Origin of the sequence: Brachyspira suanatina, assembly GCF_001049755.1 — a bacterium.
GTDB lineage: Bacteria > Spirochaetota > Brachyspiria > Brachyspirales > Brachyspiraceae > Brachyspira > Brachyspira suanatina.
In genome coordinates this window covers 1,921,180-1,945,485 of sequence record NZ_CVLB01000001.1, presented here as the reverse complement: position 1 = coordinate 1,945,485, position 24,306 = coordinate 1,921,180, and the positions used below count along the sequence as shown (strand labels likewise).

The 24,306-nt window shown below is 26.4% G+C and carries 17 protein-coding genes and 4 tRNA genes; 11 read left to right on the top strand and 10 right to left on the bottom strand.

From position 1 onward, the window contains the following. Positions 1-42: 42 nt before the first annotated feature. Positions 43-2,085, bottom strand: a complete 2,043-nt coding sequence (locus tag BRSU_RS08370; RefSeq protein ID WP_048594890.1) for a GldG family protein — start codon at positions 2,083-2,085, stop codon at positions 43-45. A 199-nt stretch (positions 2,086-2,284) separates the two neighbouring features. On the opposite strand from BRSU_RS08370, the gene BRSU_RS08365 reads away from it, so the two are divergent. From BRSU_RS08365 to BRSU_RS08350, 4 genes are all read left to right on the top strand, one after another. Continuing rightward, positions 2,285-2,357 (top strand) — tRNA-Phe (locus BRSU_RS08365). Between the two features lie 91 nt (positions 2,358-2,448). Then, entirely contained in the window at positions 2,449-3,165 is a 717-nt protein-coding gene (locus BRSU_RS08360) for an RluA family pseudouridine synthase (RefSeq protein WP_048594889.1), read from the top strand. An 86-nt stretch (positions 3,166-3,251) separates the two neighbouring features. Then, positions 3,252-3,324 (top strand) — tRNA-Lys (locus BRSU_RS08355). A gap of 26 nt (positions 3,325-3,350) precedes the next feature. Next, a tRNA-Glu gene (locus tag BRSU_RS08350) sits at positions 3,351-3,424 on the top strand. A 486-nt stretch (positions 3,425-3,910) separates the two neighbouring features. Here the strand turns inward: BRSU_RS08350 and BRSU_RS08345 are convergent. From BRSU_RS08345 to BRSU_RS08330, 4 genes are all read right to left on the bottom strand, one after another. Then, positions 3,911-5,806, bottom strand: coding sequence for a tetratricopeptide repeat protein (locus BRSU_RS08345; RefSeq protein ID WP_048594888.1), 1,896 nt, complete (start codon positions 5,804-5,806; stop codon positions 3,911-3,913). Further along, the gene (gene nusB / locus BRSU_RS08340) at positions 5,778-6,323 is read right to left on the bottom strand and encodes a transcription antitermination factor NusB (protein WP_048594887.1); all 546 of its coding nucleotides are present in this window, start codon (positions 6,321-6,323) and stop codon (positions 5,778-5,780) included. The genes BRSU_RS08345 and nusB overlap by 29 nt, the downstream gene beginning before the upstream one ends. 135 nt (positions 6,324-6,458) lie before the next feature. After that, complete coding sequence (locus BRSU_RS08335) at positions 6,459-7,016, bottom strand: adenylate kinase (RefSeq protein WP_048594886.1); 558 nt, start codon at positions 7,014-7,016, stop codon at positions 6,459-6,461. A gap of 103 nt (positions 7,017-7,119) precedes the next feature. Next, entirely contained in the window at positions 7,120-8,724 is a 1,605-nt protein-coding gene (locus BRSU_RS08330) for a PEGA domain-containing protein (RefSeq protein ID WP_048594885.1), read from the bottom strand. A gap of 314 nt (positions 8,725-9,038) precedes the next feature. Here BRSU_RS08330 and BRSU_RS08325 point away from each other — a divergent pair, with 314 nt between their 5' ends. Together BRSU_RS08325 and BRSU_RS08320 are read left to right on the top strand one after the other, a co-directional pair. Beyond that, positions 9,039-10,235, top strand: a complete 1,197-nt coding sequence (locus BRSU_RS08325; RefSeq protein WP_048594884.1) for a pyridoxal phosphate-dependent aminotransferase — start codon at positions 9,039-9,041, stop codon at positions 10,233-10,235. A 111-nt stretch (positions 10,236-10,346) separates the two neighbouring features. Continuing rightward, entirely contained in the window at positions 10,347-11,546 is a 1,200-nt protein-coding gene (locus BRSU_RS08320) for a pyridoxal phosphate-dependent aminotransferase (RefSeq protein WP_048594883.1), read from the top strand. A gap of 62 nt (positions 11,547-11,608) precedes the next feature. Here the strand turns inward: BRSU_RS08320 and mtnK are convergent, their stop codons facing one another. The 4 genes from mtnK to BRSU_RS08300 all read right to left on the bottom strand — a co-directional run bounded on the left by mtnK (position 11,609) and on the right by BRSU_RS08300 (position 14,492). After that, positions 11,609-12,871 carry an S-methyl-5-thioribose kinase gene (mtnK, locus tag BRSU_RS08315; protein ID WP_048594882.1) on the bottom strand — a complete coding sequence of 421 codons (1,263 nt, stop codon included), beginning with the start codon at positions 12,869-12,871 and terminating at the stop codon, positions 11,609-11,611. Positions 12,872-12,897: 26 nt separating this feature from the next. After that, the gene (gene mtnA / locus BRSU_RS08310) at positions 12,898-13,941 is read right to left on the bottom strand and encodes an S-methyl-5-thioribose-1-phosphate isomerase (protein WP_048594881.1); all 1,044 of its coding nucleotides are present in this window, start codon (positions 13,939-13,941) and stop codon (positions 12,898-12,900) included. A gap of 102 nt (positions 13,942-14,043) precedes the next feature. After that, the gene (locus tag BRSU_RS08305) at positions 14,044-14,367 is read right to left on the bottom strand and encodes an STAS domain-containing protein (protein WP_048594880.1); all 324 of its coding nucleotides are present in this window, start codon (positions 14,365-14,367) and stop codon (positions 14,044-14,046) included. Positions 14,368-14,409: 42 nt separating this feature from the next. Continuing rightward, positions 14,410-14,492: transfer RNA gene (locus BRSU_RS08300), tRNA-Tyr, on the bottom strand. 165 nt (positions 14,493-14,657) lie between these two features. Here BRSU_RS08300 and BRSU_RS08295 point away from each other — a divergent pair. From BRSU_RS08295 to BRSU_RS08285, 3 genes are all read left to right on the top strand, one after another. Next, positions 14,658-16,388 carry a hypothetical protein gene (locus BRSU_RS08295; protein WP_048594879.1) on the top strand — a complete coding sequence of 577 codons (1,731 nt, stop codon included), beginning with the start codon at positions 14,658-14,660 and terminating at the stop codon, positions 16,386-16,388. A gap of 104 nt (positions 16,389-16,492) precedes the next feature. Beyond that, positions 16,493-19,747, top strand: a complete 3,255-nt coding sequence (locus BRSU_RS08290; protein ID WP_048594878.1) for an AsmA family protein — start codon at positions 16,493-16,495, stop codon at positions 19,745-19,747. 28 nt (positions 19,748-19,775) lie between these two features. Next, on the top strand, positions 19,776-20,387 hold the full coding sequence (locus BRSU_RS08285; protein WP_048594877.1) for a hypothetical protein: 612 nt from the start codon (positions 19,776-19,778) through the stop codon (positions 20,385-20,387). A 75-nt stretch (positions 20,388-20,462) separates the two neighbouring features. Here the strand turns inward: BRSU_RS08285 and BRSU_RS08280 are convergent, their stop codons facing one another. Beyond that, positions 20,463-22,046: a helix-turn-helix domain-containing protein gene (locus tag BRSU_RS08280; protein WP_048594876.1), complete on the bottom strand. Its 1,584-nt coding sequence runs from the start codon at positions 22,044-22,046 to the stop codon at positions 20,463-20,465. 378 nt (positions 22,047-22,424) lie between these two features. Between BRSU_RS08280 and BRSU_RS08275 the strand changes: the two genes are divergently transcribed. Next, on the top strand, positions 22,425-23,594 hold the full coding sequence (locus BRSU_RS08275) for an HPr family phosphocarrier protein (protein WP_048594875.1): 1,170 nt from the start codon (positions 22,425-22,427) through the stop codon (positions 23,592-23,594). 1 nt (position 23,595) lies between these two features. Further along, the gene (locus BRSU_RS08270) at positions 23,596-24,291 is read left to right on the top strand and encodes a metallophosphoesterase (RefSeq protein ID WP_048594874.1); all 696 of its coding nucleotides are present in this window, start codon (positions 23,596-23,598) and stop codon (positions 24,289-24,291) included. Positions 24,292-24,306: the final 15 nt, after the last annotated feature.

The following is a 24,306-nucleotide window of genomic DNA, read 5'->3' as shown; positions in this document are numbered from 1 at the left end:
TTTATATATTTTTTATTATTCTGTACATTATTAGCTTTAAAATTATTCTGCCTTGCTGTTAAACTTCTCAAAAATTTTCTGTCTTCTTTTCTTGTCGGAACTCCATAACATAAGTCCGAATACTATAACAGCAACAGGAAGCATAACTATATTTATTACTCTTACAAAAAGCTTAACTGTTTCAGGTACTTGATAAGGAGGATTAAATACAGCTCCTTTTCTTCTTATGCTCATAAGTCCGCTGTCTCCTGCCATATAATCAACTAAATTCATTAAGAAAATTTTATTTGCAGTATAAGCACTGTTTTTTGCCATTTCATAAGAACCAACAACTATAACTCTTCCGCTTGTAGTAGAATTAATTCTGTTTATACCGCTGTTAATATTGTTTTGGGCATTTGTTGATAAAGGTATTTCCTTTCCTTCAAATGCACTATTCATTTTTCCTTCAAATGAAGCAGCTAAAAGTCTTTTTGATAATCTGCTTGAATCCTGAGGCATTCCTGTCATAGAAGAAGTAAAGTTCTCTGTTTCAACCCAGCTTTTATCACTAGTATAAATTAAAGGAGTTACTTTTATATCAGTATTATTTGTATTTGTTATGATTTCTGATGATATAGGTGTGAGAAGTAAATTAATACTCTTAGTTATATCATTTTTAGCATTTATATTTTCAGAAGCTATTAAAGGTATATAATACATTTTCTGTTCAGGCATACCCTGCTGTAATTGAGCCTTATATGCATTATCATCAAATATCATATTTTCTGCTACAGTGAATCCGTAATTAGTAAGTATTTCATTAAGTCTGTTTGTAACAGGTGTAAGTTTAGGGCCGTACATCTGAGCATTAGGATCATTTTGATTTATCTCTACACCATTAAGCATAAATAATACAGGCTTTCCGCTCATAATAAACTGATCCAATTTATATAATTCATAGTCGCTGAATGCTGTTTTACTTCCTGCTATTATTAGAGCATCTATACTTGAAGGTATATCATTTAATGAAATATCAACAGCTTCAAAATTATAATTGCCTTGTATTTCTGTTACATATTCACTAACGCTGTCATAGGCATCATTAGGATTTCCTCCGAATTGAGGAGGTATAGTTATATAATTAGCTTCTTCATGTCCTTGTACATATCCTATAGTTGCTTTAAGTCCAAGCATACTATCTATGTTTTTTGATATCTCATTTTTTATTTCGTCGAAAGCCCCATACAATATATATGATGTTGAAAGCTGTCTTATATCATCTCCATTTTCTAAAACTAATGAAAAATAAGCACTTCCTTTATTTGCTACTATATTTCCATTAGGATCTTTTATATCTTCCCATTCAATTTTTTTAACATTAAGTTTTTTTAATAATTCCTCATTCTCAGCAGTAGGGTTAGACATATCTACATTTATAAATCTTACTTTGTTCATTAAATCCTTATTAGCATCAGCAACAGCCTGCATAATAGAATCAGGTATAAGCTCCATTGCTCCTATAGGAAGAAGATCGTATATTTCTTTTGATGATACATAATAAACATTCAAATTATTTTCTAATCTTGCAAGTCTGTCATTTTTATCCATCATCTTTCTTATTATGGTGTCTATATTATATTCTAAACCTTCAGTTGATTGTACAAATGGTATTGTTTCTATAGAATCGCCGTATATAAAAGAAAGTCCCATATATGCTACTTTAGTTTGAGTTTGATCCTTTTCTAATACGCTTATTTGAGTAGGATTTATTCTGTACTGGCTAGCTAAATCCCCATGTTTTGAGGCATCTATCACTTCAAAGCTGATATTTTTTCCACCAGCTGCTTTATATCCTTCAAATAAATCTTTTATATATTTCTCATAAGTTGAGAATGGGGGAGGTAAATTTGGTGTAACGAAAAATTTTACACTCATAGGCTCTTTTAAATTTTTAACTAAATTCTTACTTTCTTTACTCAAAGAATAAACTTTATCCTTAGTTAAATCTATCATAGGAGTAAATTGATTAGCTATTGCATTTATTAGTATTATAATTACAACTATTAATGAAAATGTTATTATTCTGTCTTTTTTCTTTGTCATATATTACCTGCATATAAAGATTGTATAGTATTCTGACTGCATTTATAAATCAGAAATAACGAAAATTTGCTATGTATTATATATTTAATAATGCTATTTGTCAAAATATATAATTTATAAACCAAAAAAAATATTTTTTGTAATAATTTGTATATAAATGCTTGACATTTTTTGCTTGTATGCTATAATATTTTCAATTGCCTAGTTAGCTCAGTTGGTAGAGCAAAGGACTGAAAATCCTTGTGTCTAGGGTTCGATTCCCTGACTAGGCACATCCCCCTTTTTTAATCACAATAAATCTAATTAAGCACTATTATAAAATATATAACTTCTTATGAATTAAAATAACAATGGTAAAATAATATGGATATAGAAAAAGAAATGAGTAATTATATTAATCCTCTTTATGAAGATAATCATATAATAGTAGCTGTAAAGCCTCCTAATATACCTACACAGGGCGATATAACAGGAGATATTTCTTTTTTTGAGAATATTAAAGATTATATAAAAATAAAGTATAATAAGAAAGGAAATGTATTTTTAGGGCTTGTGCATAGATTAGACAGACCTGTATCAGGAGTTATAGTATTTGCTAAGACATCAAAGGCCGCTTCAAGGTTAAGCGAGGCTATAAGAGATAGAAAATTTGAAAAAACTTATTATGCTGTTGTTAATGGCATACTTTTAGAAAAAGAGGCTAAACTTGAAAACTATCTTATAAAAAAAACAAATAAATTGGGTAATATAGCTCAGGTTGTTTTTGAAAATACAAAGAATGCCAAAATAGCCAAATTAAAATATAATGTTATCAAAGAAGATGTAATAAAAAATCTTAGTTTATTAAAGATAGAATTAGAAACTGGAAGATTCCATCAGATAAGAGTACAGCTTTCTAATATAGGACATGTTATATATGGCGATAGGAAATACGGAAGTTATATAAAATATGACAGAAATGATGTCCCTTTAGCTTTATTTGCCAAAAGTCTTAAATTTCCTCATCCTACAAAAGATGAAGAAATATATGTTGAAGCAGATTTGCCTTCATATAATCCATGGAATATATTTAATAATTAGTTATGAAAAAAAATTAAATTTGGGCTTGACAAAAAATTAATAATATAGTATTATATACAAACATTTGAATGAATGTGAAAACAAACGGGCCAATAGCTCAGTCGGTAGAGCATCGCCCTTTTAAGGCGGTTGTCGAAGGTTCGAACCCTTCTTGGCTCACATTAATCAAAAGTTCTTTAATATATGCCGGTGTGGTGAAGAGGTTTAACACACAGGATTTTCATTCCTGCACTCGCGGGTTCGAAACCCGTCACCGGTTCATTGTTGCCGTACTGATAATTAGTACGGCTTTTTTATTATTCACATTCAATCTATAGCAAACTAATTTGCAGCATACTCACAATTTTTATCTTTAATATTCAATGATTAAAAAATTATTTTTTTATTTATGAATTATCAGTAAATAGGCTACAACTAAAGTTATCATCCGCTCGTTTATTTTTATTATTGCTAGCAAGTTTATCACTTTAAAACTTAATAATATTATTAAGAAAAAACAAGTTGAAGCCCTTCCAATAGGTAGACAGTCTTGTAACTTAATTTATTAAGTTAAGCCTTTATACGTTGCGGGCATAGCAATAATAATAAATAATAATTTTTAAATATTAGAATAAAAATATAAAAGCGAGTCGTAGCCAGCTAGTGAGTTTACTCACTAGCTCATTGTAGGCGTAGATGAGCATAACAATAATAAAAAAATCAGAATATTTTTAATATCCTGCTTTATTTTTTATATTACTTAATATTAATTATTATACATAAGCTCTTTCTTTGTAAGTACCTGTCTTAAACCATCTTTTGCCTGAGAATCTCCGCTATTATAGCTTAAAGCATTTCTATAACTTTCTTCTGCATTATCTAATTCATTCATTCTATAATAGCATTTACCTAAAACTAAATTGATATCAAACATATCTTTCTTAGTTGTTGCTAAATTTAAAGCTTCATTATAAGCATATATAGCTTCATTATATTGAAGTCTTCTATATGAGAATCCTCCATAAAGCATATAGTTTTCAACGCTAGGAGACATTTCTACTAATTGTCTGTAATAAGCAGAGGCATCATTATAAGAACGTATTTCTTCCATCATTGTAGCCAATGTTATCCAAGCATTTTCTCTTACTAATGTTGTATTATTTTCATCATTAGCTGCTATAAGCAAAGACTCTTTTGATTTTTCATAATTTTTTGTTTTATAATAAAGCATTCCTGCTCTGTATATACTTTCTCTGTCTTTAGGGTATTTTGAAAGTGTATAATTATAATAATTTAATGCCTCATTATTATTGCCTATGCTTTCATAATAAACTGCTAATGTTCTGCTAGGGAAGGCATTTCCTACGTCTTCGGCAATAGATTCTTTTAATAATTTTATTCCTTTATCTGAGTTGCCATAATATAATTCTAATTCTCCAAGTCTAGGCATAAATATTGCATTATTGGTTTCTATCTTATATATTTCCTGATAGTATCTTAAAGATGACATAAAATCTTTTTGTCTGTATGTTATATCTCCAAGTCTTTCTAATGCTGTTTTATATAGATCATCTTTATTGTTAGCCATTATAATTTTTTTATAATTTGATTCTGCTTCTTTTAACATACTTCCTTTATAGTATGCATTTGCAAGCAAACCTGTAGCACCATAAGTATTGGTATAATCTTTCATTTTTACTAATTTCAAATAATATTTTACAGCTCTGTCATAAGCATTTTCTTTTTCATATAATTCACCTAATGCAAGTATCGTATCTATATCATTAGGATTTTGTTCTAATATCTGCTCATATACTTTTTTTATACCATCATAATCTTCAACCTGCTCATATATTTTTACAAGTCTTTTAATAGAATCAGGTTTTGTATCTGAATTAACTAAACTTTTCAAATACATTTCTATGGCACTGTCTGTATCTCCTGATATTACATATATATCACCAAGTATAGTAGCTGCTTTATCAGCATATTCTCCTTTGCTTCTTCTTACTAATTTAGTTAAAGTATCATAAGCAACACTTTGAAAACCTTCATTAAGTGCTATTAATCCAACATAAAATAAAGCCTCATCATTTTCTTCTAAAGTTAAAACTCTTTCATAATATCCTTTAGCTAATCTAGGCAAATCTCTTTCCATATAGAATCTGCCCAATGTTAGAAGGCTAGGTATATAATTGCTGTTTATTGATAATGATGTTTCTAATGATACTAAAGCTTCATCATACATTTCTTTTTTAAGATATGATATTGCTAAATTATGTTTTAACTGTTCATCTAAATATAATGAATTTGTCATAGTATTAAATATTTTTATAGCATTATCATAATCTTTAGTTTCATTATATATTTTTCCTAGAAGTATATTAGCCTCATATTCTTTTTTAGGATCTATAGTGTTTCTAATTTCTTTTTTCAATATAGATTTAGCTTTATTATAATCTTTATTATTATAATATTCTTTAGCTAAAGTATAATCATCTACAATTTGTGAATTTAATTTTACTTTTCCCTGTATTATTGCTACATTTAATGATATTATGGCTATTAAACCTAATGCACCTATAGATAATATAAAAACTATCATCTGTATATTTTTATATTTAGCTAATCTTTTATTGTATGTCTTTTTCTTGTATACCATCTAAAATCCCATTTACAAATTTATAAGAATCTTTATCACTAAAAATTTTTGAAATTTCTACAGCTTCATCTATTACCACAGATTTAGGTATATCTTTCAAAAATATTAGTGAATATATTGACATTCTAATAATTGATTTATCTACATATTGTATTCTTTTTATATCCCAATTATTAGAATATTTTTCTATTAAATTGTCTATTCTTTCTAAATTATTTATAGTTCCTTCTACCAAAGTTCTAGTGAATGAAAATATATTATCAGGTATTTTTTTATCATAATCAAAACTAAGAATTTCATTTACAGTTTCTTTTCTGTCATTAATTTCATAGGAATATAATGACATAACAGCATATATTCTAGCTTGTCTTCTTGCTCCATAAGATGATAAATCCAAGTCTTTAATATTTTCTTTATTTTTAGACTTTATTATCATTTTTTTCTTAACAGCTTTTCTAGGGACAGCATCAGTATTTTCAATTTCATTGTTGTTATTTATATCTTTTTCTTCAGACATATACAAACCCGTAAATAATAATTTTGATAATATTGCTTTTTTATATTGTCGGAATATATATCATAAAAATAATTTGCATATAAAAAAGGCTATGATTATAAATCATAGCCTCGTAAAAAATATAATAATTGTAAATTATAATACATCTAACTCTTTTTTTATTTTAGCATATACTTCTTCAGGAGTTCCGACACTCTCTATTTTTATTATTTTTGCTTTATCGCTATAATAATCTAATACAGGCTTGCTCTGATTTTCAAATACTTTTAATCTATTTTTAATAGTTTCTTCATTATCATCAGCGCGTCCTCTTTTTAAGAGTCTGTCTATTATTATTTCTTCTGAAGCAAATATATCTATTACAGCACTTATTTTATAATTTAGACTTTCTAATATATTTGATAATTCTTTAGCCTGTTCTATAGTTCTAGGGAAACCATCAAGCATAAAGCCATTTTTACAGTCATCTTTTTTTATTCTGTCTTTAAGCATATCGATAACCAAGCTGTCAGGTACTAATTCTCCTTTGTCCATATATGATTTAGCTGTTTTTCCAAGTTCTGTACTATTTGCAATATTTTCTCTAAGCATATCACCTGTAGCAATATGTGATATAGAATAATCTTTTTCAATTAAGGCAGATTGAGTTCCCTTTCCAACTCCGGGAGCTCCTATAAAAATTATATTAAGCATATTATAACTCCTAAAATTATATTATTATAAGTAGTATAGTAAATAATAATGTTTTGTCAAATGTAATTAAGAATTTTATTAATTATTAAAGATATTATTGCAGCTACCACCGCCATGAATACATTAAATTAACACCGCTGTAACCGGCATTAAATGAAAGCTCCTCTACAGCAAAATTACTTTCATTTATCCAAAGCATATAATATACTCCAGCAGTTAAAGCGAATGCTCCTGTTATAACCATTCCTGCTACATATATATTGACGGCTGTATTATAATTATTTAAATTTAAAGCTGGTCTCTGACTAGGAGGAAGATCTTTATATTGATTATAGTGATTAACTACTGCTGAATCCAGCACTTCATTAGCATATATATAAGTACCTACTGTGAATATAGCACTTGCTATAGTTAATCCTAAGAAGATTTTGGTATTTCTTTCATAGTTTTTAAATATTTTATCGGCTAATGTAGGTTCTTTAAATCTCTTCATATTTGGAGTAAGTATTAAAGAATTAGTGCTGTTTACTGTAAATGTACCATAATAATCTATATAATTTTTATTTGTTATTTTTAAAGAATATGTTCCAAAACCAAAATATCTATTTATTACATTTGTAGGTGTTTCTTTTATGCCATTGATTACAACACTGCTTTCTTCTTCGCCAGGTATATTAATCTGTACTCTTGCACTTTTACTTAATTCTTTTAATTGAAAATTAAGCATTATATTTTCATTTGGTTTTTCAAAAGAAAGCATAGTATCTATAGTATCATATGCTTCTTTTTTTATTGTAAATCTATGGCTATTGGTTGTTAATGCCGGAACATATAATGTTTGACCGCTTTTACCTATGAATACATCATCTACATAAACAAATGCATCTTCCGGAGCAACATTTATTGCTATAACTCCTGTTTTATCCAAATAACTTATTCTATTAGCTATTTCTAAAGAATAATTTGGTATTTGCTCATCAATTTTTGCTTCTGGTATTGTTATAGAATATGAAGTGATTTTTCTTTCTTTTATATATGCTATGTATGTTACTATACTGATATTAGGTCTGCTGTATTCTACTGTTCCAAATATTGCAATGTCAGACTCTCTTGTAAATACATATTTTTTTATATCATCTCCGAAATATTCATAATAATTTCTTCCTATATCAACTTTTTCAATAAAATCATTGGTGCCTCTTAATATTACATTGCTTCCATTATAATCAAATAACATTTCATTTGTTTCTAGGAAAAAACCTTCTGTTTCTGGGCTAATTAGCTGAACATTGCTCCTAACATCCCCCCAATTAGTATAAGTTGTATACTCATAATTTGTTATTATTTTTATGTTAGTTCCTTCGGTTCTGCTTGTATATGTTATATTAGTAAATTGGAATACTTTATAATTATATGCACGTTCAAAATCTACTGGTGTTATTGTATAATTAGTTTCTGATTGAAGTCTTAATGTTTTATTATATTCTATTTGGCTTGCTACTGCATCGGCAATTGCAAAACATAAATAATTGTAATTCGTATTATTTCCTAAATTAGTATATATGAATACATCAATTTTTGCAGTATCTTTAATTGTATAGTAAGGTTTTACTTTTTCTATTCTAATAGGCTTTCCGCCAAAAGGGTATAACGGAATATATAGTAAAATAGTTGCTATTATTATTGTTACAATTGTTTTTATATGCATATTTAAAATTCATTTTTTATTTTTGATTAATTTTATATCAAAAAACATCTTTTATCAATATTTTGTAATATTTTATTACTTGATGATAAAAAATTATTAATAGTTTTATAACTTAATGATTATATTGCTAATTTTCACTTTATAATATATTTTATATATATAATGATGGGTTTTTATCTATAAATAATGTTTATATTATGATTTTTTTTATTTATTTATTAATAAATAATTAAAATATGTTGACAATTTTTATTGTTTCATATATATTTAATTAGCTAAAAATTACTATTTAGAATAATTAATGGAGAGTCATTATGGATATATCTAAAAGAATTCAGAGACTAAAGGTTTCGCCTGTTAGAAAATTGAATCCCTATGCTGAAGATGCTGTTAAAAGAGGTATAAAAATATATCATCTTAATGTAGGTCAGCCTGATATTGAAACACCAAAAATATTTTTTGAAGCAATTTCTAAATTTCGTGAAAAGACGCTTAAATATGAACATTCAAGGGGTATTAAACCTCTTATTAATAAAATTCAAGCCTATTATGATAAATTAGGTATTCATTATGAAGAGGAAGATATTGTTGTTACTAGCGGAGGTTCTGAGGCAATATCTTTTGCTATGCTTGCTATATTTGATGAAGAAGATGAAATATTAGTATCTGAGCCTTTATACGCTAATTATAAAAGTTTTTATGATCTTTATAATATTAAATATAATGCTGTTAGAACTTATGCAGAAGACGGCTTTCATCTTCCTAGCGTAGAAGAGATAGAGAAACATATTACTCCTAAAACAAAAGCATTCATGCTTGCAAATCCTTCAAATCCTACAGGTGTTGTATATACTAAAAAAGAGTTAGATGATATTGCTTATCTTGCTAAGAAACATGATTTATTTATCATAAGTGATGAAGTTTATAGAGAATTCGTTTATGGTGATAGAAAAGCAATAAGTTTCGGTACTTATAAAGATTTAGCAGATCATGTTATTATTATAGACTCTATATCAAAAAGATTTTCTGCTTGCGGTGCTAGAGTAGGATGTCTTATAAGCAAAAATAAAAAATTGATGACAGCTGTATTCAGAGAGTGTCAGGCTAGATTATCACTTCCTACTTTAGATATGGTTGGAGCTGCTGCTTTATATGATTTGCCTGATAACTATTTTGATGAAGCTTTAAAAGAATATGATTATAGAAGAAAAATTATATTTGAAGAACTTGCTACTATGGAAGGAGTTGTTACTCATGAGCCAGAGGGAGCTTTCTATGTTCTTGCTAAACTTCCTGTAAAAAATGCAGAAAACTTTATTATATGGCTTTTAAAAGATTTCAATATAAATAATGAAACAGTAATGTTTGCACCCGCGGAAGGTTTCTACGCCACTGAAGGATTAGGAAAAAATGAGGTTAGAATTTCATATGCTTTAGATTCTGAAGATTTAAAAAAATCAATGCATATACTTAGAGAGGCCTTAATTAAATATAGGGAAATAGATAAATAATAGTCTTATAAAGATTAAGAGGAATAGAAAGGGGCTATAATTTATCTTATAGCTCCTTTATTTTTTATATAGCAATATTTTATTATATACAACAATGAATTGGAGTTTATCATGTATCTATCTAAAAGAGTACAGCAGCTTAAAGCTTCGCCTATAAGAAGATTAAATATTTATGCTGAAGAAGCTGCTAAGAGAGGAATAAAAATACATCACCTTAATATAGGGCAGCCTGATATAGAAACACCTAGAGTATTTTTTGATGCTATTGCCAATACCAATATGAAAACTGTTAAATATGAACATTCAAGAGGAACTAAGGAACTTATTAATAAAATTCAAGCATATTATGAAAGGTTGGGTATTCATTATAATGAAGATGAAATAATAATAACTAATGGGGGTAGTGAAGCAATACTCCTTAGTTTAATTGCAATATTTGATGAAGGTGATGAAATGTTAGTTTCAGAACCTTATTATGCTAATTATAACAGCTTTTATGATATACTTAATATTAAAAGAAATGTTGTAAGAACATATGCAGAAGACGGATTTCATTTACCAAATCGAGATGAAATAGAGAAAAGTATTACAAAAAAGACTAAGGGATATTTATTTTCAAATCCTTCAAATCCTACAGGAGTTGTATCTACAAAAAGGGAATTGGATGACATAGCATATTTGGCTAAGAAGCATGATTTTTTTATTATAAGCGATGAGGTATATAGAGAATTTGTTTATGGAGAGAGAAAAGCAATAAGTTTTGGTACTTATGATGATATAGCTGAGAATGTTATTATAATAGATTCTATATCAAAAAGATTTTCTGCATGCGGTGCTAGGATAGGTTGTATAATAAGTAAGAATAAGGAATTTATGGAAGCTATTTTTAAAGAATGTCAGGCTAGATTATCTGTACCTACTCTTGAAATGATAGGGGCATCTGCTTTATATGATTTGCCTTCAGATTATTTTGAGGCTACTAGAAAGGAATATGATAACAGGAGAAGGATTCTTTTTGAAGAACTTACAAAAATGGATGGTGTATTTATGAGAGAACCTGAAGGGGCTTTTTATGTTCTAGCTCAGCTGCCTGTTAAAGATGCAGAAGATTTTGCTATTTGGCTTCTTAAAGATTTTAATATTGATAATGAAACTGTTATGTTCGCTCCGGCAGAAGGCTTTTATGCTACTGAAGGTTTAGGAAGAAATGAGATAAGAATGTGCTATGTACTTAATTCAGATGATCTTAAAAAAGCTATGAGAATTTTGAAAGAAGGTTTGATTAAATACAAAAAAGAAGTAGAAAAGTAAATAATAATTTTTTATATACAAATTATGGGCTATAATTAATTTTATAGCCCATTTTATTATTATTAGATTTTATCTATATTAGAATATTTATTTACAATATCAGAAACTTTTTCTATATTATCTATATTATCTTTATTTATTAAAAGTTCTTTTCCTATATTAAGACATATCCAATCTAGTCTTGCTCTTTCATCTAAATCTTCAATACCAGAAATATCTTTATTTTTAGCAAGGCCCAAAGTTCTTCTTATAAATACGCATCCTGCAAAACCTACAGAGTCTTTAAATATTCTGTTTAATACAGTTTTTATATATTCTTCAGAATGTTTTTGTCCTTCAGGATAATTCCAATATAAAGGTTTAGTATCTTCTAAATGTTTTTTCCATAATATTTCAAATTTATCTAAAGTTCCTGTGAGCATATATTTAGCTGTATCAAAAAGCCATTTTCTAAATTCTTTTGAATTTGTGCCCAATCTTTTTTGATGATATTCTTGAGATATGTATGCTATAAAGAAGTTAGCCATAGCTTTTCCTATATCAAAACCAATAGGTCCATAGAATGCAAATTCAGGGTCTATTACATAAGTTTCTTCTTCATTACCCATAAAACTTCCTAAATGAAAATCTCCATGAAGTAATGCTTCTGATCTAGTCATAAAGGCATACTTCATTTCGGCAGCTGCTATTTTTAATTTAGGATCTCTTTGGAATTTTTTTATTTCATCTAAGTTTAATTTTTTATGGTAAATATTAGTTTCGTTTTCTTCAAATGGATGGGTAAAAACAAAATCTTCAGTTAAGCTGCATAATTCAGCATTCATATATTCAGTTACAAGTTTCTTTTTGGTTTTAGTATCCAAGTAATAATCTGAAGTATAAAATAAAGTTTTTGAAAGAAAATCTGTTAAATGATCAGCCGCTTTTGGAAATTTTTTTCCATTTATTATTTCTCCTCTAAGTACTTTATGTTTATTTAAATTTTGCATTATTACAACGCACATATCTTCAGAAAAATAATATACTTTTGGTACTAAATTCGGACATAATTTATACTGTTCTTTGAGCGATTTAATTTCTATTTTCATTCTATCTTTTTCTAAAGGATAGCTTTCACCAACACATCTTAAAAAAGGTACAGATTGTTTTAATATTACAGTTTCTTTATCATTTTTTCTATTTGTTATACTGTATACATAGTTTAAATTTCCATCTCCAATTTCTTTTATTTCTAAATAATCAAAACTTGAAAATATATCTTTTATTTCATCTATAGTTTTTAAGTAATCTATTATTGTATTAATATTTAATTGTTTATAAGCCATATTTAACCCTTTTAAAAATTATAAAATTAATTGAAAGCTTTTTTTAAATTTTCTATATAAGGAGCTTTAATTATACCTTTTTCTGTAATGAATCCTGTTATAAGTTCATTAGGCGTAACATCGAAAGCAGGATTTCTTACCTTCATATTTAAAGGTGCTGTCTGAACGCCTGCAAAATTTATAATCTCTTTTGCATCTCTTTCTTCTATAACTATATCATTTCCTGTTTTGGTATTTAGATCAAAAGTAGTAGAAGGACATGCTATATAAAAAGGTATATTAAAATGTTTTGCTAAAATTGCCACTCCCATAGTACCTATTTTATTTGCGGCATCTCCATTTTCAGCAACTCTGTCGCATCCTACTATAACTAAATCAATAAGTCCTTTAGACATTATGAAAGCTGCCATATTATCACATATTAAAGTAACATCTATTCCTGCTTCCTGCAATTCAAAACTTGTCAATCTTGCACCTTGAAGTAATGGTCTTGTTTCATCAGCATATACTCTTATTTTTTTACCTTTTTGATGAGCTATATACATAGGAGCAAGAGCGGTACCTATTCCGCTTACAGCTAGTCTTCCTGCATTACAATGTGTAAGTATTCCTGAATTTTCTTTTAAAAGTCCATTACCATATTCTCCTATTTTTTGACATATATCTACATCTTCAGAATTTATTTTTTTGGCTTCTGCTTCTAATATATTGTATAATTCTAATGAAGTTTTATCTTTTTTATCTTTTATAGTGTCAAGCATTCTGTTTAAAGCATAGCTTAAATTAACAGCTGTAGGTCTTGATGAATTTAAATATTTTGCTCTTTTTTGAAGAAACTTTATAAACTCATCAGCTTTCAAATTAGTTTTACTTTTTAAATCTATAAGTAAAGAATAAGCAGCCGCAACACCTATAGCAGGAGCACCTCTTACTTTTAATTCTTTTATAGCATTATAGGCATCTTCTTCAGTAGATAGTTTTATTTCTTTTACAGTGACAGGTATTAATGTTTGATCTAATATGTAGAGTTCATCTCCTGTCCATCTTACCGTAGGTATATTATTATGCATAAAAATTCTCCTATTATTTACTGAAATAAGTATAATAAAATGATAATAAAAATTCAATAAATATTATAAGAATTAATCATTTTGGTATTATTTAAATTAGGATTATATAGTAAAATCTTTAGGATCATCAAAATATTTTATTAAACTGAAAATCATTAAGCTTTTTATAGTAGGTTTTACAGATTCATCAAGATTTATCATAAATAGTTTTACTTTAAGAGACTGAAGATTTTTGTAGAGTTTAAGTATTTTAGCTATTCCTGCACTATTAATCTCTCTTACATTTTTCATATCGAGAACAACTACAGGCATTCTTATATTGCAAGCTTCATCAGAATCTTCTACAAAAGATTTTATTTCTTCGGGAGTAGCTAGGTTAGCTTCCATAACTATAGATATATATTCATTATTAAATTCTATAGCCAAAGCAATACCTCTTTTTAAGATAAATATTCGTAAAAAAGAATGTGGGCAGGGAGGGATTCGCACCCCCGTAGACTCACGTCGGCAGATTTACAGTCTGCTGCCATTGACTGCTCGGCCACCTACCCATATTAATTTGAAAACGTAAAAGAATAGTACCATATAAAAATAAAAAAGTCAATACCCAATTTTATTTTTATTTTATTTTTTTTAAAATATATAAAAATATTAAGTATCTTTTTATTATAGAATAATGTATAATTTTATATATTGTTTTTTATGACGGAGATAAAATGAGAAAAATTTGTTTTGTAGCAATTATTAATATAGTAATGATAATTTTATCATCTTGCAGTTCTTCACAATATAAATTGGAAAAAAAATCTGGAAATAATAATAGTTTTGAAACTGCTCAGCAAATTAATAAAGATGGTATAATTGGGCAATTGGAAGGGGATAATACAGATTATTATTATTTTAATTTTGATGGTAAATCTAGTATTATAGATTTTTATGTATCTAATTCTACATATTCTCCTGTTATAATGACTTTGTATGATTATAATAATAATGTTATAAAAGTAATAAGTGAACCGGATGAAATTCCATATACTGAAACAAGTTCGCTTACAAATGATACTGATACAAATGAAAAAGTAAGCAGCAATAATAATCAAAATAAAAAAGAAGAAGAAATGATATATACAACTCAGGTAATGAAGAATATATATTTTGAAACTTCTCAAAATAATATAGATGAAAATAAATATTATATATCAATAGCTCCTAAAGATACTGTAAAAGAAAATATTGATTATATGTTTATACTTAAAAAAAGAGATTATAAAGAAACTGATGAGAAAGAACCTAATGATAAAATTTCAGCATCTCAAATAATAGATGTTAATAGTGATAATAGGCTCTATACAATAGAAGGATATTATAGCCAAACTTATAATCCTACTTTGAAAACAGGTGATTTGAAAAATATGGAAACAGATGCCTATAAGATAACTAATAGTTCTTTTAATACATATTCTATTTCTATAGAGCTTTCTGGTGTTCCTGCAATAGATGCAAGTATAAGACTATATGATCAGAAAGGTAATTGGATAACAATGAAAGATATTAATAATGTAGGAGATGGAGAGACTGTTGATAAGCTTATACTTTATCCTTATATGTCATATTATTTTATATTGGCTTCTACAAATGCAGTTAATAATATACCATATAGAGTAAGTATTATTGCTAAACCTTATGATAAATATACTGAACATGAACCTAATAATAAATATTCTGAAGCTCAAACTATAGAGTTTAATCGAACATATAAAGGTGCTATAGACTATTCTTATGACAGAGATTATTACAGTTTCAGCATACCTATTCAATCAAGTGTTAAACTTTCTTATTTCTTAATAGATTCCCAAGCTATTAATATAAGCATTTCTAATGATGTATTAGGTAAGATATTTACTATGCCTCAGACTGATGATGAACATGAAGTAAGTTTGTCTCAAGGCAGATATTATCTCATATTTGAAAGGGATTTGACTAAAGAAGGATGGAAAAAGGGTATTTCAAAAGCTAGAAATTATGAATTTAATATGAGTATTTCAAATGAGATAAGCGGTGATTATAATTATGGTTATGATTTGTATAATAATACCAATGCTTATGAGATAGATTATTATAATTACAGCAATAATTATTTGAATGATAATAATATGCCTGAAGAGCAGTTTGAGGAAAATTTAGAAAGCAATTTCAATAATACAAATAATGTTATCATTATAAGACCGGAAGATTATAATTCTGATTATTATTATTACAGTAATGAAGAAGAAACAAATTCTTATGAAAATAATGATGGTTATTATGATAATAATCAGGATAATACTTATGAAGACAGTACATATTATGATAATCAAGATAACACTTATGAGGATAGCAGATATTATAATAATAATGAAGATAATACTTATGAAGATAGCAGGTATTATGATAATAATGATTTTTAAATATGTATTGGCTATTGATAAAGAATATGTTTTATAATATACTACATTATAAGTGTAAAATTGTTTTATAAACATGTAAAATATATTTTTATAGAAGATTGATTATGAAGAAATTTTTTAAGAAAAAAGAAAAAACTGAAATATCATCAGAACAAGAAAACAATAAGAAAAAAAGAAGATTCAAAAAGAGATATATACCTTTGATACTTCTTTTTTTAATTGTTATAGGCATTGCAGGAGCTAGAATATATTTCAATAATGAAAGAATGAAAAATCTTATTGAAAATATAGTATATTCTGCTACTAATAGAAAATTGGAAATAGGTGATTTTAAATACGGATTATTATTTCCAAAAGTAGAAATGAGCAATGTTGTGCTTTATAATTCTGATAATTTCAATAATGAAGAAAATATAAAGATAGATAATTTTAGATTAAAATTTTCTCTTTTTTCTTTATTCTTTTTGAAGCTTCATGTTCAGGATTTAAGTATAGACAATTTATATGTTTATATGTTTACAGATGAGAGCGGAAATTGGAATTTACCGGATATGCCTCCGTCTGAACCTAAAGAAGAAGATACCAATAAAGAGCCTTTCGATTTCAGTAAACTTGATTTTCTTAAATTAAAAGCTGATGTAGAAAATATTAGAATAAATAATCTAGCATTTAAGGCAGACAGCAAATCGTTTTTAACTAATGTACCTAATAACGGACTTATAGCAAGTTTAAGTAATTATAATCTTCATTTGGATTTGCATACAAAAAGATTCTCATTATCTCAGGTAATGGGTATTTCTGCCCCTGAGGCTTTGAAAGATATTTATTTAAAGAGTTTTATAAGTAATAGTTTGGCCTATAATGACAGTAGTATTTTCTTTAATGATAATCCTTTATTTAATTTAGATGTTTCATATCCTAAAAGTGCAGACGGTACAGAAAATAAAGATGAAATAATAATAAGATTTGATTTTGAAATAGATGATCCTAATTTCAGCTATAATGGCAAAAAACGAGATGATATGCAATTTGCGGCACATTTCCTTGCAAGATATAATATAAAAAATCAAAGCGTATCAATAGAGAATTTGTCTTCAGAACTTTTAAATGATGAAATATTAAAGGTTATCGCTTCTGCCAATCAAATATTCAGCGGAAATATAGGTGTTAATTTAGATACATTATATGCAAGACTTAATTTAGATAAAATAAATGGTTTAGCTTCTATGTTTGTACCTTCTTTAGGTATTAATATGAGCGGTATGATTAATGTGGATGCAGATAAAAGCAGCGGTACAATTAATAATTTAACTAATACTATAAATATAGCATTAGATAAGATTAATTTTTCTATGGGAGATACTATAGCTGTAAATAATCTTAATTCAAAAACAAAATTGAATTTTACTTTTAATCCTAATAATATTTCAAAAGAAGATATAAAATTAGAGCATAATACCACTATTGATAGAGTAACAGCATTAAAACTATATAGATTCAATAATACAGATGTATCAGTAAGGATTTTATCATCATTGAATGGAGCATTAGGAGTTCTTCCTGCTATTAATGATCCTAGTAAGAAAAGCGATACAGTTCTTTATATTGATAATGTATCTTCAAAATATATTAATTCTGATATAAAGGTTAATGGAGCGGTAAAATTTGATGATCCTACAGATTTGAATGTAAATGTAACATCATTGCCTATTGCTAATTTTTCAGGCGGACTTGCAAGAGGTTCTTTAAATTTAGATGTTCATGTTTTTGGAAAGATGATAAATGATATTAATACTACAGTAAATGGTATCATAAAGAATTTTTCTTATAATTTAAATGGTGAGGTTTCTTCTACTGCTACTGCTAAGCTTAATGTACTTGCCAATGCTAATTTGCTTAGCCAAGATGTAAAAGTTAATGAGCTTAATTTAGATTTGGATAATTTTCTTAATTTTAGATCCAATCTTGATTTAGAGGGTTTGGGATTAAAGAGAGGTTTTGTTAATATATCAAGCTTAAGAATAGCTCCTTATGCTATGAAAAATTGGCTTTCTACTAAATTTGCTGAGATTCTTGATAGTTTGCCTTTTGAAGATGATATAAAAATGACTAGTGCTTTGGGATATAACTTATCATTAGAAGATAAATTTGCAACAGTTACAAATTTCAGTACTTTCTATGTAACAGAAAAACAGTATAAACTTCAAGATGTTACTATGAAAGTTGATGCGGATGTTAATTTTGGAGAGAATTTATATGCTGATATAAGAGAATTCAATTTACAAAGCCCTGCCAATAAATTGTTAGTATATGTTGATGGTTACTTTACTCCTATTATAAAAAATGCTAACTTGAATTATAATATAGGTTTAGATACAGAAACTTTATATTTACCTTTCGGCATTGAAATAGGAGGATTATTCAATGTTAATGGTAATTTAAGAAATAATATAGCAGACGGTATTTTTAAAACTGATAAGTTCTTTGCTAATATGGATTCTCCTGATAAAATGTCTATAGTATTAAAAGGATTAACTTCAAATATAGACTATCATTTTGATTTGACTCCTACAGATAATGAGGTAGTTGCCACAGCTACTAGATATACACCTCTTATAGAGCAGGTTCCAAATGTATTTTTTGATCAATTAAGAGTATATTTGAAAATATCTCCATTTATAGATGACAGTATAAGAATAAGAGATTTTTCTTCTTATGTAAAAGTTCAGGGACATGGACTTACAATACAGGATTTGAAATCATCTATATATATAGGAGGTGAAAAATTTGATGATAATTTATTCTTGACTTCTATATCAAATAATACAGCGCCTAGAAGAGGAGCTATACATTTACCTTGGCTTAATGTTGATTTGGGAAGCTTCAATACTAGTACTATAAAATATGATATGCGTGTTTTGGCAAGTGATATAAACTTTAAATATTTGCTTGCTCCTGAAAATAGAGAAAAAATTAATGATGAAAAATTACTTGTTAATCTTACAGCAGATATTGCCGGAGTTGGTGTAAGTCCTTTGAATAATATAAGACCTACTACATTCTTTGTTGGTATAAGTAAAATGTCTACAGAGTTTTCTAAGTTCTTGATAGAGATGATAAGACCTATTAACCCAGGTATATCTACTGTTGAAAATATTGTACAATTTGGTTATGATCCTAATTCTGTAGAATTTAGTATATCTGCTAATAAAGTATATACTACATTCTATTTTAGAGATCAAAACTTAGATAAGCCTAATCAGCAGAAGCAGCAGCTTATAGCATTTGAAGGTGATAAGTTCGGGCTTGAACCTATGCCTTTCTCTGATGTTATATCATATTTAGAGGGCGGAAATTAATACAGTAAAAATAGGAGATATTTGTTTTATGAAATTTTATAATATGATATTTATTTTACTTATTATGATATTTATTACAAGCTGTTCAAAGCTTATTTTAGTACAGGAACCTGAGATGAGAGTGCTTGGAGGAAAAACTTTGATAGAAGCTCAAGTTTTAGGAAGATACAGACAAATAGATGAAAGTGCATATCAAATATCTACTCTTTCAAGCGAGGAAGATTTAAATCTTATTATGGTGAGTACAAATGTTTCTGATGAATTGGCACAAAGTTATAGAGAAGCACTTATAAGAAGTATGTTCAATCAAGATGAAATAAATTTGTATAAAACTAACTACTATATAGGAGAAAATAACGGAGGATATTTATCGTATATAGCCTTTGATGTTTCGAAACCAAAAACGACATATAGTGAAGAGAGAATAAAATATATAAAAGAAATAATGGAAAAAGAAAACATAGATAGAAGAACTATAGCTGAATATTTAATACTTTCAGATCCTAAACTTAGCATGGCAAATATAAAAGAGGTTGAAAGTGCTTTATATAGAAGAAATGTTCAGAAGCTTATAGATAATTCATATTATCAGCTTCCGGATAGTACTTGGACAGTCTATACTAATAATACTAACAGTTAATATGTAAATATATGTAAATAATAGAAAATAAAAAGAGCAGGCATTTAATCCTGCTCTTTTTTATAGTTAATGTATTTACTTTTTATTTTTTTCAGTTTCTATATAAGATGAAAAATTAACTAATATAGATTTCATATTTTTGTACATTTTTGCATCTTCTTGATATTTTAGAATTTCTTTGGCTTTAGCATCTATTTCTTTTATATTTGTCAAATAATTATTAAAGTACTCATCTATTGTTTTATTATATTTGGATACCACATTTTCTTCTTCATAAGCTTTAATAACTTTCTTAGAAAGTGTTTTTTTCCAATTTCCTGAGAAAGACATAAATCCTGATAATATAAATACAACACTAGGAAGGAATGATAAAGATACGCCTATAATATTTATTATTTTCATTGCACTGTTTTTTAATAAATTAAATGAAGGTAAAATACCTATAGAAAGATTTATTAAATTTGTTTTTATTTTATTAGGTTCTTTAGTATCAAAATCCTCTTTTGTTACTGCAAGTATGTTATATAACTGTGTATCAAGATTTAAATTTATACTGTTGCATAATACCTTTATATCATCTTTTTTTCTATATACATTATTATTATCAATAGATTGAATTATGCTGTCTATATTAAGAGTATTTTTATATATTTCATTAAATGCTTCTTTAACTGATATTTTTATTTTGTTTAAATTAACTTCTAATTTATCATTTTCCTGAAAGTCATTTTTATTATCTATTATTTCTGTAATGAAATTAATATTTGTTAATATTCTGTTATAGTAAGCATATTTCACATTTTCAGCAAAATCATCTTTAATCTGTTTAACTAGATTATTGTTATTGATTGAAAATGGGAAGAATCTCTTTCTTAAGATACTATAATCTATCTTTTTAATATTGTTAGAAGACTCTATAAAGTTTTTCAATGTTTCAAATTTTTTATCAATAACTTCATCTAGCTTATCTTCATCAAATATATTAGCTTTTGAGAATATTACAGATATATTATTAAAATCATCTATAAAATTTGCTAAAGCATTTATATTCGTAATATCTTCCTGAGAAAATGCATTTATATCACATAAATAAATGAACATATTCTGATTATTGTATTTTCTAGTATCAAGAAGATTTTCTTTGTACTCAATGATTCTAAATAGCTTAGAATCATCATTCAAATAATATTCATCATTGCTCGTTTCTTCAGAATAGGGGTTTGTATCAATATTTTTATCAAATATTGCATTAATAAATGAAGTTTTTCCGGAACTATATCTTCCATATACTACAATATCGAAAGTGTCGCTGATTTTATTATAAACATCAGCCGTTAGTTCGGATATTTTTTCATTATTCTTTTTATCTACTGTACTTATTTCTTCATTAATTTTATCTATGATGACTTGTACATTAATAAGATTCTCATAAAGATATGGATTTTCACTTTCAAAAGAATTCTTTTTATACTTTGTAAGTTCATCAATAGTAAGTCCAGTATTTTCTGCAAGCTTATCCAATAAGTCAAGAGTTATATTATTGGCATTTCTTTCCAACCTTGAAATATAATCTTGACGCACACCTAACATTTTAGCAAATTGGCTTTGTGTTAGTTTCAAAATTTTTTCTCTAATATCTTTTAAATTAAAATCAATCATATTTTTTTGTTTTTACTCTGTTATTTTTTATTTTTTATTATTATAAACAATATTATTTATAATTTCAAGGGTTTTTATGTATTATTTGTATGATAAATAAAGTCATATATATTTTTAAAGTAAATAAAGCATTTTTAATTAAATTTTTAATTTTAAAAATATTAAAAAATAAAATTGTTTAAAGTTATTTTATTTATGTTATCTACAATTAATTAAATTATTCTATTTTTATATAGATATTTTATATATCCTATATAGGTATATATATAGTGTTGCTATATAGTTTTTAATATGTTTTTATACATAACTAATTGATTTGTTTCTATATTTGTATATAATTGTATTTATAGAATAAAATAAAATTATACAGGATACTATATGGAGAATAATGATTTTATATCTAAAGAGTTTGAATGTAGAAATTCTATTATAGATGATAATAAAACGGTTAATTCTATTGTTGATTTTTTTAGAACTATTGAAGATAAAATAGAAATAGAAAATAAGAATGGAAAGAGAGTTAATGCCAAATCTTTTATAAAAATGATGGGACTCGATATAAAATTCGGATATAGATTTACATTATATGTATATGGTGAGGATAGAGAAAATAATTTAAAAAGAATAGAAGAAATATTGGAGAAAAAGGAATTTTATACTTTAGAAAAAATAGAAGAATTAGAAAAAGAGGAAGAATCAGAGGGTAATAAGTTTATAGAGGAGGAAATATTATTTTTAACTCCTAAAGATAAAAAAGATATTGTAAAAGAAGATATAGAAAATAAAGTGAAGTTATTGAAGGAAAAAAGGGATTCTCTTCATTTGCCTTCTTTGAATTTAAATAATAATATTATATATATAAAAAATGATGATAAAACAGAGATTTTTAATGTTATTAATAATAATATAGCTGATGTTATAAAGCAGTTATCTATTCATTATGAAATACATATAAATGAAAATGATTTAAATAATTTTTTAGTTAATTTAACAGATATTGTAAAAAATAGAGATATTAGGTACTTTTATATATATTTATTATTTAATAATGTGAAAAAATATTTTCATAGTCAATTTGACTCATTATTTATCAAGAAAATTATAGGTATAGAGCCTTTGAAAGTTGAATATGATATAGAAGCTAATAAAAATTTTGTAGATGAATCTATAAAGACTCTAGATTTTATATTGGATGATAAGAGAAAATCTTCTGATTATTCTATAAATATATACATGATTTCAAATTCATCTAATTTTAGTTTGGATCTTTATAGAACTATAAATATTGTTCAAAATATAGGAAAAATTTATGAGATAGAAGAAAAGATCATTGATAATATAGCATATAAAATAAAAGATAATTTTGAGCATAAAAATAAAATTAATACTTCTCATAATAATGAAGAATATTGGGAAACAATAAGAGAGTTTAAAGAATATTTACAAGAGAAATTTGAAGCTATTTATATTAATAAAGTTATTGAAAATGATTCTGAAGAGCCTATTATTGATTATCAGCATATAAATATAATTGTAAGGAGACTTTAAAATGAAAACTGCTGTTATAGGTGATTTACATGGAAAAAGCTGTTGGAAGAAACTTATTGAAGGAAGGTTTGATAAGTTTGATAAGATAGTTTTTATGGGAGATTATAGCGATGACAGCTGGGTTACTTTTACTGATGAGGAGATAGTTAATAATTTAAAAGATGTAATAGAGTTCAAAAAGAATCATGATGATAAAATTATTCTGCTTATAGGAAATCATGATTTTCAGTATATAGTAGGATATCCTACAGCGAGCAGGTATAGAAAAAGTTATGCTAAGGAAATGCATGAAATATTTAATGATAATGCAAATCTATTTAATCCAATTTATATAGAGAACAATTATATATTCACTCATGCAGGCATCACAAATGGCTGGATTGAATATATAAAACAAAAATATGATTTAAAAGATATTAATATTGATAATATTGAAGATGTTGTGAATGCTGTTTATAATAATGATAAAGATGACTGTAATATAGCTTCTTTCAGAAGGGGAGGAATGAGCAAGTTTGCGGGTATATTATGGTCTGATTCAATGGATTTGTCAGATGATGCATGGATAGGATATAATCAGGTTGTAGGCCATAATAGAGTAAAGCCTGGAAGTGTTATAAAAAAAGATAGTTATACTATATATATGGCGGATCATTTTGATACAGAACAGGATAAACTATTGGTATTAGACATATAATTTATTAATATAAAA